This window comes from Mycobacterium sp. ENV421 (assembly GCF_002887815.1).
Classification (GTDB): Bacteria; Actinomycetota; Actinomycetes; order Mycobacteriales; family Mycobacteriaceae; genus Mycobacterium.
Genome location: NZ_PDHO01000006.1, coordinates 165061 through 179627, shown reverse-complemented (window position 1 = coordinate 179627; position 14567 = coordinate 165061). Strand labels below are relative to the sequence as shown.

Annotated in this window: 14 protein-coding genes, 2 tRNA genes and 1 pseudogene; 10 read left to right on the top strand and 7 right to left on the bottom strand. The window is 67.1% G+C overall.

The genetic code is table 11. From position 1 onward, the window contains the following. Positions 1-42 precede the first annotated feature (42 nt). Positions 43-114 (top strand) — tRNA-Gln (locus CRM90_RS10450). A gap of 75 nt (positions 115-189) precedes the next feature. Further along, positions 190-265 (top strand) — tRNA-Glu (locus CRM90_RS10445). 48 nt (positions 266-313) lie between these two features. On the opposite strand, the gene CRM90_RS10440 is transcribed toward CRM90_RS10445, so the two are convergent. Both CRM90_RS10440 and CRM90_RS10435 read right to left on the bottom strand, forming a co-directional pair. Next, a complete protein-coding gene (locus tag CRM90_RS10440) occupies positions 314-811 on the bottom strand; it encodes a PPOX class F420-dependent oxidoreductase (protein ID WP_036339164.1) in 498 nt (165 codons plus the stop codon). 42 nt (positions 812-853) lie between these two features. After that, positions 854-1555, bottom strand: coding sequence for an IclR family transcriptional regulator (locus CRM90_RS10435; protein ID WP_102806908.1), 702 nt, complete (start codon positions 1553-1555; stop codon positions 854-856). Positions 1556-1630: 75 nt separating this feature from the next. Here CRM90_RS10435 and leuC point away from each other — a divergent pair, with 75 nt between their 5' ends. The 3 genes from leuC (at position 1631) to CRM90_RS10420 (ending at position 4638) form a co-directional block, all read left to right on the top strand. Continuing rightward, complete coding sequence (gene leuC, locus CRM90_RS10430; protein WP_102806907.1) at positions 1631-3064, top strand: 3-isopropylmalate dehydratase large subunit; 1434 nt, start codon at positions 1631-1633, stop codon at positions 3062-3064. Positions 3065-3083: 19 nt separating this feature from the next. Then, on the top strand, positions 3084-3680 hold the full coding sequence (gene leuD, locus CRM90_RS10425) for a 3-isopropylmalate dehydratase small subunit (RefSeq protein ID WP_036339156.1): 597 nt from the start codon (positions 3084-3086) through the stop codon (positions 3678-3680). A 199-nt stretch (positions 3681-3879) separates the two neighbouring features. Continuing rightward, on the top strand, positions 3880-4638 hold the full coding sequence (locus tag CRM90_RS10420; protein WP_102806906.1) for an HU family DNA-binding protein: 759 nt from the start codon (positions 3880-3882) through the stop codon (positions 4636-4638). A gap of 52 nt (positions 4639-4690) precedes the next feature. On the opposite strand, the gene mutT1 is transcribed toward CRM90_RS10420, so the two are convergent. From mutT1 to cofC, 3 genes and pseudogenes are all read right to left on the bottom strand, one after another. Next, positions 4691-5656 carry an 8-oxo-(d)GTP phosphatase MutT1 gene (mutT1, locus tag CRM90_RS10415; protein ID WP_102806905.1) on the bottom strand — a complete coding sequence of 322 codons (966 nt, stop codon included), beginning with the start codon at positions 5654-5656 and terminating at the stop codon, positions 4691-4693. A 70-nt stretch (positions 5657-5726) separates the two neighbouring features. Then, positions 5727-7905 (bottom strand): annotated as a pseudogene (locus CRM90_RS10410) (RNA degradosome polyphosphate kinase). 60 nt (positions 7906-7965) lie between these two features. After that, entirely contained in the window at positions 7966-8604 is a 639-nt protein-coding gene (gene cofC, locus CRM90_RS10405; protein WP_102806904.1) for a 2-phospho-L-lactate guanylyltransferase, read from the bottom strand. Between the two features lie 75 nt (positions 8605-8679). On the opposite strand from cofC, the gene CRM90_RS10400 reads away from it, so the two are divergent. The 3 genes from CRM90_RS10400 to CRM90_RS10390 are packed head-to-tail and all read left to right on the top strand — an operon-like array spanning position 8680 to position 11958. Continuing rightward, complete coding sequence (locus CRM90_RS10400; RefSeq protein WP_199189847.1) at positions 8680-9690, top strand: NAD(P)H-dependent glycerol-3-phosphate dehydrogenase; 1011 nt, start codon at positions 8680-8682, stop codon at positions 9688-9690. After that, on the top strand, positions 9687-10796 hold the full coding sequence (locus CRM90_RS10395) for a cystathionine gamma-lyase (RefSeq protein ID WP_102806903.1): 1110 nt from the start codon (positions 9687-9689) through the stop codon (positions 10794-10796). Before CRM90_RS10400 ends, CRM90_RS10395 begins: the two co-directional genes overlap by 4 nt. 58 nt (positions 10797-10854) lie before the next feature. After that, complete coding sequence (locus CRM90_RS10390) at positions 10855-11958, top strand: D-alanine--D-alanine ligase family protein (RefSeq protein WP_102806902.1); 1104 nt, start codon at positions 10855-10857, stop codon at positions 11956-11958. 1 nt (position 11959) lies between these two features. Here the strand turns inward: CRM90_RS10390 and CRM90_RS10385 are convergent, their stop codons facing one another. Together CRM90_RS10385 and CRM90_RS10380 are read right to left on the bottom strand one after the other, a co-directional pair. Further along, positions 11960-12526 (bottom strand): DUF3515 domain-containing protein, encoded by a 567-nt coding sequence (locus tag CRM90_RS10385; RefSeq protein WP_102806901.1) that lies wholly within the window; start codon positions 12524-12526, stop codon positions 11960-11962. Next, positions 12516-12752 (bottom strand): Lrp/AsnC ligand binding domain-containing protein, encoded by a 237-nt coding sequence (locus CRM90_RS10380; protein ID WP_102806900.1) that lies wholly within the window; start codon positions 12750-12752, stop codon positions 12516-12518. Before CRM90_RS10380 ends, CRM90_RS10385 begins: the two co-directional genes overlap by 11 nt. A gap of 132 nt (positions 12753-12884) precedes the next feature. Here CRM90_RS10380 and CRM90_RS10375 point away from each other — a divergent pair, with 132 nt between their 5' ends. Further along, complete coding sequence (locus tag CRM90_RS10375) at positions 12885-13841, top strand: thiamine-phosphate kinase (protein WP_233209259.1); 957 nt, start codon at positions 12885-12887, stop codon at positions 13839-13841. A 22-nt stretch (positions 13842-13863) separates the two neighbouring features. Next, the gene (locus tag CRM90_RS10370) at positions 13864-14547 is read left to right on the top strand and encodes a uracil-DNA glycosylase (RefSeq protein ID WP_102806898.1); all 684 of its coding nucleotides are present in this window, start codon (positions 13864-13866) and stop codon (positions 14545-14547) included. Positions 14548-14567: the final 20 nt, after the last annotated feature.

Sequence of the window (14567 nt, the reverse complement as noted above, 5' to 3'; positions counted from 1 at the left end):
AACCAGGAAAAGGCTGCTTGACCAGCGGTTATAGGCCGTTGATGGGGTATGGTGTAATTGGCAACACTAGGGATTCTGATTCCCTCATTCTAGGTTCGAGTCCTGGTACCCCAGCAATTATGTCGGCAACGCCCTCTGGGCTATGCTGGCAACCCGGTGCGCCACGCGGTGCGCCACGGATTTGGTTCTGGCCCCGTCGTCTAGCGGCCTAGGACGCCGCCCTCTCACGGCGGTAGCGTGGGTTCGAATCCCATCGGGGCTACCAAATCAAATCGCCCGGTCATCGACCGGGCGATTCGTCGTTTCGAGCCTCTTATTCGGTTGGTGCGGTGGAGCCGGCCAGCGGCATCGGGGGCAAGCCGAGCTTGCCGTGATCCCAGGAGCGGGTGCGCTTGGCCACAATGCGCACCGCCACACGCTTGTTCATCATCATGTCGACGGCCGGCTTGAGATCGTCGGTGTAGGGCCCGTTGTAGCGCTCCCACACGCTGATGCCGACTTTGAAGATGGTGTCGGGGTCCTCGACGATCTCGGCGACACCTTCGAAGGAGACCCCGCGCAGGGTGTCGTAGGTGTCGCCGTCCTCGATGAGGAAGCTCACCCGCGGGTCGCGACGCAGGTTCACGGCCTTCTGCGACTTGGCTTTCGTCTCGACCCAGATCTCGCCGTCGAGGACGCCGTACCACATGGCCACAAGATGGGGCTGGCCGTCGGGGCCGATGGTCGCCATGGTGCCGGTGCGACTGCGTGCGACGAAGTCGGCGACCTCGGCGTCCGACATGACGATCTGGTTGCGCTGATTGGTTCCCATGGCGTCAGTTTGTCAGGCTCTGCCGCGCGGCTGTCGCGGGGATCACAGTCGGCGGGTGAGTGCGTCGGCGGCGGCCAATAGATCGGCCGCCCAACGCGCGCCGGGCCTGCGGCCCATCCGGTCGATCGGACCCGACACCGACACCGCTGCCACCACCGCCCCGGTGCGATCCCGTACCGGGGCCGAGACACTGGCCACCCCGGGCTCGCGTTCGGCCGCACTCTGCGCCCAGCCGCGGCGGCGGACCTCGGCGAGGGTGCGTTCGGTGAATTTCGCCGTCGGGAGGACGGTCTGCTGGGTGGCGGTATCGCTGAAGGCCAGCAGAACCTTCGCGCCCGATCCTGCCGTCATCGGCAGGCGCGCCCCGACCGGCACGGTATCGCGCAGCCCGGCAGGGGGTTCCAGCGCGGCGACACAGATTCGAGTGGTGCCCTCGCGGCGGTAGAGCTGCACGCTCTCGCCGGTGATCTCCCGCAGCCGCGGTAATACCGTGGCGCCCGCGGCAAGCAGCGGATCGTTGACGTGGGCGGCCAATTCGGAGATAGCCGGTCCGAGTCGCCACCGTCCCGCACTGTCGCGGGCCAGTAAGCGGTGGACTTCCAGGCCGGCGGCCAGCCGGTGTGCGGTCGCGCGGGGCAGGCCGGTGCGCTCACAGAGTTCGGCCAGCCCGCAGGGGGACTCGGCGATTGAGTGCAGTACGCCCACGGCTTTGTCGAGCACGCCGATGCCGCTATCCTGTCTCATAGAGAGATACTAGCGTCCCGAAATGTGAGATAGCCACTCTCGCGTTGCGGGAATCGAGAAGTGAAGTGAGAACCCATGGCTCAGTCCGACAAGCCCAGGACACTGCCCGAGAAGGTGTGGGACGACCACGTGGTGGTCGCCGGAACCGGCACCGGCTCATCACGTGAACCCGACCTGATCTACATCGATCTGCATCTCATCCACGAGGTGACCAGCCCGCAGGCCTTCGACGGGCTGCGGCTCGCGGGCCGTCCGGTGCACCGGCCGGATCTCACGATCGCCACCGAGGACCACAACGTTCCGACGGTCGACATCGACAAGCCGATCGCCGACCCGATCTCTCGGACCCAAGTCGAGACCCTGCGCCACAACTGCGCCGAGTTCGGGGTCCGGCTGCATCCGATGGGCGACGCCGAACAGGGCATCGTTCACGTGATGGGGCCCCAACTGGGACTGACCCAGCCCGGCATGACGATCGTGTGCGGGGACAGCCACACCTCCACCCACGGTGCGTTCGGCGCGATCGCGATGGGCATCGGGACGTCCGAAGTCGAGCATGTGCTTGCCACCCAGACACTTCCGCTGCGTCCGTTCAAGACGATGGCGGTCAATGTCGACGGTGCCCTGCCACCGGGAGTGAGCGCCAAGGACATCATCCTGGCCGTGATCGCCAAGATCGGCACCGGCGGCGGTCAGGGTTACGTCATCGAATATCGGGGCAGCACCATCGAATCGCTGTCGATGGAAAGCCGGATGACGATCTGCAATATGAGTATCGAGGCCGGTGCCCGTGCCGGGTTGGTGGCACCGGATGAGACGACCTATGAGTTCCTGCGAGGCCGTCCTTACGCGCCGACCGGTGCGGACTGGGATGCCGCCGTCACCGCGTGGGAGGCGCTGAAGACCGACGAGGGTGCCGAATTCGACACCGAGGTCTACATCGACGCGACGACGCTGAGCCCCTTCGTCACGTGGGGCACGAACCCCGGCCAGGGTGTTCCGCTGGCCGCCTCGGTACCCGATCCCGAGTTGATGACCAGCGATGGCGACCGGCAGGCCGCCGAGAAGGCGTTGGCATACATGGACCTTCGGGCGGGCATGCCGATGCGTGAGGTGGCCGTCGACGCCGTCTTCGTCGGGTCGTGCACCAACGGGCGCATCGAGGATCTGCGGGTGGTGGCCGACGTGCTGCGTGGCCGCAAGGTCGCCGACGGGGTGCGCATGCTGATCGTGCCGGGGTCGATGCGGGTGCGTGCACAGGCCGAAAGTGAAGGCCTGGGCGAGATCTTCACCGCCGCCGGTGCCGATTGGCGCCAGGCGGGCTGCTCGATGTGCCTGGGCATGAACCCCGATCAGCTGACGCCGGGGGAGCGTTGTGCGTCGACGTCCAACCGGAATTTCGAAGGCCGGCAGGGCAAGGGCGGGCGGACACATCTCGTTTCGCCCGCGGTCGCGGCTGCGACCGCAGTGCGCGGAACGCTGTCCTCGCCTGCCGATCTCGAAAAATAGACCTGCTAAGGAGAACACGATGGATGCATTTCACACCCACACCGGCATCGGTGTTCCGCTGCGACGATCCAATGTCGACACCGACCAGATCATTCCGGCGGTGTATTTGAAGCGGGTAACCAGAACGGGTTTCGAGGATGGTTTGTTCGCCGCGTGGCGCAACGATCCCTCATTCGTTCTGAATCTGAGCCCCTTCGACCGGGGTTCGGTTCTGGTGGCCGGACCGGACTTCGGCACCGGCTCGTCGCGTGAGCATGCGGTCTGGGCGCTGATGGACTTCGGCTTCCGTGTCGTCATCTCATCCCGTTTCGCCGACATCTTTCGCGGTAACGCCGGCAAGGCCGGGCTGCTGGCGGCCGAAGTCGCTCAAGATGATGTTGAACTTTTGTGGAAGCTCATCGAGCAGAATCCTGGGCTGGAACTGACTGTGAATCTTCAAGATCGAAATATCACCGCGGGAACAGCAGTGGTGCCGTTCACGATTGACGATTACACGGCGTGGAGACTGCTGGAAGGTCTTGACGATATCGGCCTTACGCTGCGGAAACGCGATCAGATCGCAGCCTTCGAGGAGTCCCGTCCGAGTTGGAAGCCGCGCATTACGACACCGTCCTGAACGACGCGAAACGCCGAAATCCCGCGCCAAAAAGGGGGTTCGGACGACCTGAAATCACCGCCCTAGGGCGGCAAGCGGATTGCTGAAATCCTCCTAAGTAAAGCCTGAAATTGGGCGTGGCTCTTGGAAATCTGCAGCTCTTGGGTTTACCGTGTTCTGCAGTCGGTCCAAAGTGGACCACTGGCTTCGGAGGAATTGAATGAACAAAGCAGAGCTCATCGACGTACTCACGGAGAAATTGGGCTCAGATCGTCGGCAGGCAACCCTGGCGGTGGAGAACGTCGTCGACACCATTGTGCGCGCGGTGCACAAGGGCGACAGCGTGACCATCACGGGCTTCGGCGTTTTCGAGCAGCGGCGTCGTGCCGCTCGTGTGGCGCGTAACCCGCGCACCGGCGAAACCGTCAAAGTGAAGCCGACTTCCGTTCCCGCTTTCCGTCCCGGCGCTCAGTTCAAGGCCGTCGTCTCTGGTTCACAGAAGCTTCCTTCGGAGGGCCCCGCCGTCAAGCGCGGTGCCGTCGGCGGACCCGTCAAGAAGGCGGCGGCCAAGAAGGCCGTTCGCAAGGCGGTCGTGAAGAAGGCTGCTACCAAGGCTCCGGCCAAGAAGGCTGCACCGGCCAAGAAGGCCGCGCCCGCCAAGAAGGCTGCACCCGCTAAGAAGGCTCCGGCCAAGAAGGCCGCGCCCGCCAAGAAGGCTGCACCGGCCAAGAAGGCTCCGGCCAAGAAGGCCGCGCCCGCCAAGAAGGCTGCACCGGCCAAGAAGGCTCCGGCCAAGAAGGCCGCGCCCGCCAAGAAGGCTGCACCGGCCAAGAAGGCTCCGGCCAAGAAGGCCGCGCCCGCCAAGAAGGCTGCACCGGCCAAGAAGGCTCCGGCCAAGAAGGCCGCGCCCGCCAAGAAGGCTGCACCGGCCAAGAAGGCTCCGGCCAAGAAGGCTCCGGCCAAAAAGGGCCGTCGCTAAATAGCTGAAGTTGAATACGCCGCGGGCTCAACGCCCGCGGCGTATTCGCGTGTCAGGGGCGTGTTGCCAGTGGACTGTCGATGTAGTCGGCGGCCACGACCTGGTCGCCGGTCAGTGACAGCACCCAGGTGCTGCCCTTGCGGTTACGCGATTTGTCCGGTTTGTCGGTTCCGCGCCACCACGCCAGCAGGTAGGGAATCACCTTGCCCTGCGTGCAGATGACCGGTGTCCCGCCCTGCGCGGCGATCTTGATGATGCGATTGTGCGCGGCGTCGGGATCGGCGGCGTACGCCTCTTCGGTGAGGCTGGTCTCGGCGGAGATCGTCACGCCGAGTTCCTGCGCCAGCGGTTCGACTGTCTGGAAGCAGCGAGCCCGGTCGGCCGCGTAGACGTCGGTGGCCCCGAATGCCATCAGCTGGCCGGCCAACGACTCCGCTTGCGCCCGACCATTCTTGTCCAGTGGCCGACTGCGGTCGTCGTCCTTGTAGCGGGACTTGATGCCCGCGGTTCCGTGCCGGACGATCAAGACCGTCGTGGTGTCGGCGGGTTGTTTGGCGAACGCCTTCAGCACTTCCCGGTCGTGCGGGTAGGTGAGGCGCTGCGCCGCCTCGGCGACCGGCAGCCACTCCATCAGGTCGACTTCGGCGTTGGGCGTGAATTCGCCGCCCAGCGCCCGCGCCGTCCAGTAGTGAACGATCTTGGTCCCCTGCGGGATCGGGTAGTGCGTCTGGATCAGGCGCCGGCCCAGCTGAGACCGCTGACCGGTTTCCTCCCAGATCTCGCGTACTGCGGCGATGGGTTCGTTTTCGCCCGGATCCACTTTCCCTTTGGGTAGCGACCAGTCGTCGTAGCGCGGCCGATGAATGACTGCGACGTGCAGCTCGCCCGTCTCGGGATCGTGTCGCCACAGCGCCGCACCGGCGGCGATCACCCGACGCTTGAGCGTCTTGCTTTTGTTTGTCGCTGACTTGTTGGTCGATTTGGTCCTCGAGCTGTCACGTGACGTTCTCTTGGCCACGTCAACTCCCGCAAATCATTTCGGGGCCCTGTTCGGGACCGGATCTGGTGGGTTGCAACGGCGAAGGCACTTAGCGCTGCCGATGACGTTCCATCAGCCACACCTGATGGTCTCGGACTTGCCTGCCGTCTTGCGGCGCCGCGGTCCAGTGCCCCTCGGGTCCCAGCTCCCAGCATCGCGTCGACGGATCCATCGCCGATTCGAAGATCTCATCGAGATGCGCAGTGAGCCGGGGATCTTTCACCTGCGCCATCACCTCGACGCGCCGGTCGAGATTGCGATGCATCATGTCGGCGCTGCCGATGAAGAACTCGTTGATCGCATTGAAATGGAAGATCCGCGAATGCTCCAGAAACCGGCCGAGTATCGAACGCACGACGATGTTCTCGGAGAAACCCTGGGCACCCGGCTTGAGGGCGCAGATGCCGCGGACGACCACCTCGACGCGGACGCCGGCCTGCGATGCGCGGTACAGCGCGTCGATGACCTGTTCGTCGACAAGGGCGTTGGCCTTCAGCCGAATCCGGCCGCTCTCACCCTGGCGGTGCGCGTCGATCTCGCGCTCGATGCGCTCGATGATGCCCTTGCGCACCCCGTGCGGGGCGACCAGCAGGTTGCGGTAGCTGACCTTGCGGGAGTAGCCGGTCAGCGAGTTGAACAGATCCGTCAGGTCCGCGCCGATGTCGGGCGCGGCGGTGATCAAGCCGACGTCCTCATACAGCCGCGCGGTTTTCGGGTTGTAGTTCCCGGTGCCGATATGGCAGTAGCGACGGATCGTCGAGCCCTCGCGGCGCACCACCAGGCAGGTCTTGCAGTGGGTCTTCAACCCGATCAGCCCGTAAACGACATGCACGCCCGCATCTTCCAGCGTGCGGGCCCACTTGATGTTGGCCTGCTCGTCGAAGCGCGCCTTCAGTTCCACCAGGGCGACCACCTGCTTGCCCGCCTGGGCCGCGTCGATGAGCGCGTTGACGATGGGGGAGTCACCGGAGGTCCGGTACAGCGTCTGCTTGATGGCCAACACATTCGGGTCGGCGGCGGCCTGCTCGATGAAGCGCTGAACGCTCGTCGAGAACGAGTCGTACGGATGGTGCACCAGCACGTCACCGTCGCGCAGCGTGGAGAAGATGCTCTTGGGTGTCTCCCGCTCGGCGAACGCGGGATGGGTGGCCGGCACGAACGGGCGATCCTTGAGCGCCGGCCGGTCGACGTCGTACACCTGCCACAGCGACGAAAGATCCAGCAGCCCCGGCACCTGCACCACATCGCCGGGGTGGACGTCGAGCTCGCGGAGCAGCAGTTCGAGCATGTGCTCGGTCATGTCGTCGGCGACTTCGAGGCGCACCGGAGAACCGAAGCGCCGTCGCGCCAGTTCACGTTCGAGCGCCTGAAGCAGATCTTCGTCGCGGTCTTCCTCGACCTGCATGTCGGCGTTGCGGGTGATGCGGAAGACGTGATGCTCGACGATCTCCATGCCGGGGAACAACACCGGAAGGAATGCCGCGATGAGTTCCTCGGTGGGCAGGAACCGGACGACGTCGTTATCTCCGTTGGTGCCCTTGAGAACAACGAAACGGTCGACGTTGTCGGGAACCTTGATGCGGGCGAAGTGTTCGCCACCGTCGTCGGGCGACTTCACGGTGATCGCCAAGTTGAGGCTCAGCCCGCTGACGAACGGGAACGGATGCGCGGGGTCGACGGCGAGCGGGGTGAGAACCGGGAACACCTGCTCGTGGAAGTACGTCGAGAGCTCACTGCGTTCGGCGTCGGTCAGGTCCGCCCACGTGACGATGTGGATTCCCTCGTCGGCCAACGCCGGCCGCACCGATTGGATGAAGACCTCGGCTTGGCGCAACGAGATCTGGCGCGTGCGTTCGCCGATCCGGCGCAGCTGTTCGCGCGGCGACAGCCCGTCGGCCGAACGCACGGACAACCCCATCTCGTCGCGGCGCTTGAGCCCGGCCACCCGGACCATGTAGAACTCGTCGAGATTGGACGCGAAGATCGCCAGGAACTTCGCCCGCTCCAGCAGAGCCAGCGAGGTGTCGGCCGCCAGCGCCAGCACGCGGGCGTTGAAATCCAGCCAGCTCAGCTCGCGGTTGAGGTACCGGTCCTCGGGCAGTGCATTTTCGACGGCGGCAGCCGTGGCCGCCGGCGGGGCCTCCGGCGCTGCGTCGCCGGGCTGCCAGCCGTCGTCCGTCGATCGCGCATCGGTTTCCATGTCCGTCACGCTTCCGATCATCCCCCATCCGCGAAGCGCGCGGACCGAGGCAGGCAGAAGTTGCTGCCCGTTCAAGCGTTGTTAACCGTCAGTGGTGGCTGATTGCCCTGGTCGTCGCCGCCCCGACACCCAGCAGTCGCGCCGCCTCGAGGTCCTCGATGGTGTCGATGTCACAGCGCAGTCCCGGCCATGCGCCGGTCAGTTCGACGGCGCCGGAGTCGCGGTGCAGACGGGCCGAATCGCGGCCGAGCAGTGGGTCCAGCGGGGCCCCGAACGCGAACAGGGCCGCGGTACCTGTGCCGGGACGGTCGGGGACAAAACTGCGCCGGTGCGCCCGGGCGTGCGCCACCGCGTCGGTGAGTTCGTGCGTCTGCAGTGCGGGTAAATCTCCTTGCAGCACAACAGTATTGGCCGTTCTTCTGCTGACCTCAGCCCAGGCGAATCGCACTGCGGTGTTCAACGGGTCGGGCTCGGTCGGCGGCGTCGCGTCGAACAGCACGTCCGCGCCGAGCTCACGGGCGGCGGTGGCCGCCGTGTCGTCGGGGGTGACCACGGTGATCGACGCGACGGCGCTGGCCGCACGGGCCGCGGTGATGGTGTCGATCAGCATCGCGAGCACCACCTGCTCGCGGATACTCGCCGAGAACACCGGACTGAGTCTGGTCTTGGCGGCCGTGAGGCGTTTCACCGCAATGATGACGCCGAGGTCCGCGCTCATGTTCACCATCCTTCCAGCGTCGTTCGGGTCTCTCGCATTCCTGGCCGGCGAGCGGTCGCGGCGGCGTGGGCTACGTTAATGACCATGACCAGCACGGTGGGCACCGCCGCGGTGATGGGCGCCGGCGCCTGGGGAACCGCACTGGCCAAAGTTCTGGCCGATGCCGGCTCCGAGGTCCGGTTGTGGTCTCGTCGCGCGGAAGTCGCCGAGGCGATCAACACCACACACGCCAACCCCGGATACCTGCCCGACATCGCGCTGCCGACCACGATCCGCGCCACCACCGATGCCGCCGAGGCCCTCGACGGGCTGACCACAGTGCTGCTCGCCGTGCCCGCGCAGACCTTGCGCACCAACCTCGAACAGTGGCGTGGCCTGATCGCCGACGGCGCCACCCTGGTCAGCCTGGCCAAGGGCATCGAATTGGGCAGCCTGATGCGAATGAGCCAGGTCATTGTTCAGGTCACGGGCGTCGACCCCAGCCAGGTCGCCGTCGTCTCGGGCCCGAATCTGGCTGACGAGATCGCGCAAGGCCAGCCCGCCGCGACGGTGGTGGCCGCCACCGACTCCGGCCGCGCGATCACCTTGCAGCGCTCACTGAGCACGGGCTACTTCCGCCCGTACACGAACGCCGACGTCATCGGCACCGAGATCGGCGGTGCGTGCAAGAACGTCATCGCGCTGGCCTGTGGCATGGCCGCCGGAGTGGGACTCGGGGAGAACACCGCTGCGGCGATCATCACCCGCGGTCTGGCCGAGATCATGCGACTGGGCATCGCCGTGGGCGCCAAGACCGCGACGCTGGCCGGCCTTGCCGGCGTGGGCGACCTGGTCGCCACCTGCACGTCGCCGCACTCGCGCAACCGCAGTTTCGGTGAGCGCCTCGGGCGGGGCGGCACCATGGAGGCCGCCCAGCTGGCCGCCGGCGGGCACGTTGCCGAAGGCGTCACCTCATGCGAATCGATCCTGGCGCTGGCGTCGAGCTATGACGTCGAGATGCCGCTGACCGATGCGGTCCACCAGGTGTGCCACAAGGGATTGTCCGTCGACCAGGCGGTGGCGCTGTTGTTGGGCCGCAGCACCAAACCGGAATGACCGACCGCTACGGCGACTCGACCCGCGCCGTCAAAGCTGTGAGTTCCCTGCCGATTCCGGGAGATCCGATTCAGCCGGGTCCGGTTCCGGCGTCGGCGTACCACCTCTCCGACGACGAGGGCAGCGAACAGAACACCTACGGTCGCGCCACCAACCCCACCTGGCGGCAGCTCGAGTCGGCACTGGCCGAGCTCGAAGGGGCCGCGGCGGCCTTGACTTTCGGCTCCGGGATGGCGGCGATCACCGCCGCGCTGCGTGTGATGGCCAAACCCGGATCAGTACTGGTCGTCCCGGCCGACGGCTACTACCAGGTGCGCCGCTATGCCGCGGAATATCTTGCTCCGCAAGGGATCACCGTTCACGAGGCCAATGCCGAGCAGATCTACCAGGCCGCCGGAAGCGCCGACGTGGTGCTGGCGGAGACCCCGACCAATCCGGCGCTGGATGTTGTGGACCTGCGCCGGCTTGCCCAGATCTGCCGGCAGCGCGGTGCGCGGCTGCTGGTGGACAACACCACCGCGACGCCGCTGGGTCAGCAACCGCTGGCGCTGGGCGCCGATCTGGTGGTGGCCAGCGCCACCAAAGCCCTGTCGGGCCACAGCGATCTGCTGGCCGGGTACATCGCAGGCACCGATCCCGACCTGATGGCGGCCCTGGAGCGCGAGCGGCTGCTGTCCGGGGCGATCCTGGGGTCGTTCGAAGCGTGGCTGGTGCTGCGCAGCCTCGGCAGCCTCGGCCTGCGCTTCGACCGGCAATGCCGCAACGCCCTCGCGCTGGCCGGCGCGCTGGCCAGCCACCCGCGCGTCCGCTCGGTGCGCTACCCGGGATTGCCCGACGACCCGTCCCACCCGGTGGCCGCCGCGCAGATGCGGCGTTTCGGGGGATTGGTGTCGTTCGAACTCGCCGACGCGCGCGCCGTCCACGCCCTGGTGCAGCGCAGCGACCTGCTGGTGGCCGCGACCAGCTTCGGCGGCATCCACACCTGCGTCGACCGTCGGGCCCGGTGGGGCGACCCCGTGGCCGGCGGCTTCGCCCGGATCTCGGCCGGCATCGAGGACACCGACGACCTGGTCGCCGACGTCCTCGCAGCCCTCGACGCCGGATAGTCACTGCTCACAGCGCCAGATCGTGCTCATACCGGCTGGGCTGTAGCCTCTCTAGTTTGTGACTTCTCGTATCCGCGTCGCCGTCGTCTACGGGGGCCGCAGCTCCGAGCACGCGATCTCCTGCGTATCGGCCGGAAGCATCCTGCGGAACCTCGACCCGGAGCGGTTCGAAGTCGTCGCCGTGGGCATCACCCCGGAGGGCTCCTGGGTGCTGACCGACGGCAGGCCGGAAACCCTGGCCATCACCGACCGGCGGCTGCCGGAGGTCAGGGGTGACTCCGGCACGGCGCTGGCGTTGCCTGCCGACCCGCAGCGGCACGGTGAGCTGGTGTCGTTGGGTCAGGCCGCCGGTGAGGTGCTGACGTCGGTCGACGTCGTCTTCCCGATCCTGCACGGGCCGTACGGCGAAGACGGCACCATCCAGGGTCTGCTCGAATTGGCGGGCGTGCCGTACGTGGGTGCCGGCGTGCTGGCCAGTGCGGCCGGCATGGACAAGGAGTTCACCAAGAAGCTGCTGGCCGCCGATGGTCTTCCGATCGGTGATCACGTGGTGCTGCGGCCGCAGGAGAAGGCGCCCACGCTCGATGACATCATGCGCCTCGGCTTTCCGATGTTCGTCAAACCCGCGCGCGGTGGGTCCTCGATCGGGGTGAACCGGGTGATGAGCCCCGACGAGCTGCCCGCGGCGATCGCCGATGCACGCACACACGATCCCAAGGTCATCATCGAAGCCGCGATCGAAGGCCGTGAGCTCGAGTGCGGTGTCCTCGAATTCCCGGACGGCTCAGTGCAAGCCAGCGCGATCGGGGAGATCCGGGTCGCCGGCATCGCGGGCCGCGAAGACGGCTTCTACGACTTCGCCACCAAATACCTGGACGACGGCGCCGAACTCGACGTCCCGGCGAAGGTCGACGAAGACGTGGCAGAGGAACTGCGGCACTTGGCAATTCGGACCTTCAAGGCTCTGGACTGCCAGGGTCTGGCGAGAGTGGACTTCTTCCTCACCGAGGACGGCCCGGTGGTCAACGAGATCAACACGATGCCCGGGTTCACCACGATCTCGATGTATCCGCGGATGTGGGCGGCCAGCGGCATCGACTACCCGACGCTGGTCGGCACCATGGTGGAGACGGCGTTGGCGCGCGGAACCGGTCTGCGCTGACTCAGCGAGGCGGGTTGGGGTCGATCGGAACCGCAGGCAACGTTCGCGCGATCACATCCGACAACGCCTGAATGGGCGTGGGGCCAGACTCTTTCGGGAGGGTGAGTGCCAGGTACACCGGGCGGTCCACGGTGACCCAGGTGCTGCGGTCGGTCTGGGGATCCTCGAGCTGGAACCATTGAACCGCGTTGACCAGCTGGATGGGGGAGCCCACCATGAACTCCGCGGGCCGGTCGATGCCACATCGCAGGATGACCGGGTAATTGTCGGCCGCCCCACGCCAGGCCGCTGCGCCGGGCGGCACCGGGTCGGCCGCCGCCACCCGATGGAATTCACCGAGGTTCTCCGGCAATGCGCCCATCAGGCTCCGGCAGCTCGGTGAATCCGCTTGCGGCGCTGGGGCAGCGGCGATCACGACCGGCTGGACCGGAGCCTTGCGGGTGGCCGCGATCGCGAGCACGGCGCCGATCGCCACCACTGCCACGATCACCGCGGCGATCAGGAAGGCGCGGGGCGGTCCGTCCCCGGTGCTGTCCTCGCTGGCGACGGGAAGTGGCTCAGTCGGCATCGGCGATAGGGCAGGTTAGGGTCCGGGTGATCCCGGCGATCTGCTGAACGCTGGGCACCACGGAGGCGGCCAGATCATCCTTGGTGGCCGAGGCGACTCGGACCACCACGTCATAGGGACCGGTCACGTACTCGGCGGACAGTACGCCCGGCAGTGCGGCCACCTGCTTGGCGACGACCTCGGCGCGGCCGACCTCGGTCTGGATCAGCATGTACGCCTCCACCACCCGTCGCCTCCTCTCGATGGCCGCCCGCATGCGGCGCCGCCCTAGACTGGCATGTCCGGGTGCCGGCAAGGCCCCAACGTACCGCAGGTTGCCGTGCCGATCAGCCTGGGCGACGGGAGGAGGGCAGACCTCGTGGCCGACGGTGGCGACCCCACATTGCGCCAGCTCGGCGAGTTCCCGGTGATCGACCGCCTGGTCGCCGGACGTCGTCAACCCGCGATCGTGACGGTCGGGCCCGGAGACGACGCCGCGGTGGTGGCGATGCCGGACGGTCGCGTCGTCGTGAGCACCGACATGCTGGTCGAGGGGCGCCACTTCCGGCTGGATTGGTCCACTCCGCAGGAGGTCGGCCGAAAAGCCATCGCGCAGAACGCCGCCGACATCGAATCGATGGGCGCGCGGGTCAGCGCGTTCGTCGTCGCGTTCGGCGCCCCGCCCGACACCCCGGCGGTGCGGGCGCAGGAGTTGGCCGACGGAATGTGGCTGGAGGCCGGTCCGCTGGGCGCCGGGATCGTCGGCGGTGATCTGGTCGCCAGCCCGCAGTGGGTGGTCTCGGTGACCGCGTTCGGTGATCTGGCCGGCCGGCCACCGGTACTGCGCAGCGGCGCGCGAGCGGGATCGGTCGTCGCCGTCAGCGGTGAGCTGGGCCGCTCTGCCGCCGGATATCTGCTGTGCCACAAGGGGATTGCTGGTTTCGGCGAGCTGCGCGAGCGGCACCTGGTGCCGCGTCCACCCTATGGGCAGGGCATTGTGGCAGCGGACGCCGGCGCGCAGGCGATGACCGACGTCTCCGACGGGCTGCTCGCCGATCTCGGCCACATCGCCCACGACTCCGGTGTCCTCATCGACCTCGCCGCGGACGCGCTGCGACCCGACGTCGACGCCGTCACCGCCGCGGCCGCGGCGGCCGGTGCCGATCCGCAGGCGTTGGTGCTCTCCGGTGGCGAAGATCACGCCCTCGTCGCGTGTTTCCCCGCAGCCGTTCCGCCCGGCTGGCGGGTGATCGGCACCGTGCGAGACGGCACGCCCGGCGTGCTGGTCGACGGGCTCAGATGGGAAGGCGCGGCGGGTTGGCAATCCTTCGACTGACGGCTCGCGTTAGGTTACGTCGGTGACGACCACCGCCCGGCCGCTGGCCGAACTCGTCGACGAAGGCTGGGCGCAGGCGCTCGCCCCGGTCAGTGACCAGATCACCCAGATGGGCCAATTTCTGCGCGATGAGATCGCCGCCGGCAGAAACTACTTGCCCGCAGGCCAGAACGTGCTGCGCGCCTTCACCTTTCCGTTCAGCGAGGTGCGGGTGCTGATCGTCGGCCAGGACCCGTACCCCACGCCGGGACACGCGGTGGGTCTGAGCTTCTCGGTGGCCCCCGACGTGCGACCGGTGCCTCGCAGCCTGGCCAACATCTTCACCGAGTACACCGCGGACCTCGGCCACCCACCGCCGTCGACCGGTGATCTGACGCCGTGGTCGCAGCGTGGTGTCATGCTGCTGAACAGGGTGCTGACGGTGCGGCCGGGAACCCCGGCATCGCATCGGGGGAAAGGTTGGGAGGCCGTCACCGAATGCGCGATCCGCGCGCTGGTGGCGCGCGATCAACCGTTGGTGGCGATCTTGTGGGGACGCGATGCGTCGACGCTCAAGCCGATGCTGGGTAGCGCGCAGGCGATCGAATCCCCGCATCCGTCGCCGCTGTCGGCGTCACGGGGGTTCTTCGGATCACGGCCGTTCAGCCGGGCCAACGAACTGCTGGCCGGGATGGGTGCCGAACCGATCGACTGGCGACTGCCTTAACCCACGCCGAGATCGACGTC

Bases quoted from the DNA above. Each gene is read 5' to 3' on its own strand.
- CRM90_RS10440 (WP_036339164.1), bottom strand. From the start codon at position 811: ATGGGAACCAATCAGCGCAACCAGATCGTCATGTCGGACGCCGAGGTC.
- CRM90_RS10435 (WP_102806908.1), bottom strand. From the start codon at position 1,555: ATGAGACAGGATAGCGGCATCGGCGTGCTCGACAAAGCCGTGGGCGTA.
- leuC (WP_102806907.1), top strand. From the start codon at position 1,631: ATGGCTCAGTCCGACAAGCCCAGGACACTGCCCGAGAAGGTGTGGGAC.
- leuD (WP_036339156.1), top strand. From the start codon at position 3,084: ATGGATGCATTTCACACCCACACCGGCATCGGTGTTCCGCTGCGACGA.
- CRM90_RS10420 (WP_102806906.1), top strand. From the start codon at position 3,880: ATGAACAAAGCAGAGCTCATCGACGTACTCACGGAGAAATTGGGCTCA.
- cofC (WP_102806904.1), bottom strand. From the start codon at position 8,604: ATGGTGAACATGAGCGCGGACCTCGGCGTCATCATTGCGGTGAAACGC.
- CRM90_RS10400 (WP_199189847.1), top strand. From the start codon at position 8,680: ATGACCAGCACGGTGGGCACCGCCGCGGTGATGGGCGCCGGCGCCTGG.
- CRM90_RS10395 (WP_102806903.1), top strand. From the start codon at position 9,687: ATGACCGACCGCTACGGCGACTCGACCCGCGCCGTCAAAGCTGTGAGT.
- CRM90_RS10385 (WP_102806901.1), bottom strand. From the start codon at position 12,526: ATGCCGACTGAGCCACTTCCCGTCGCCAGCGAGGACAGCACCGGGGAC.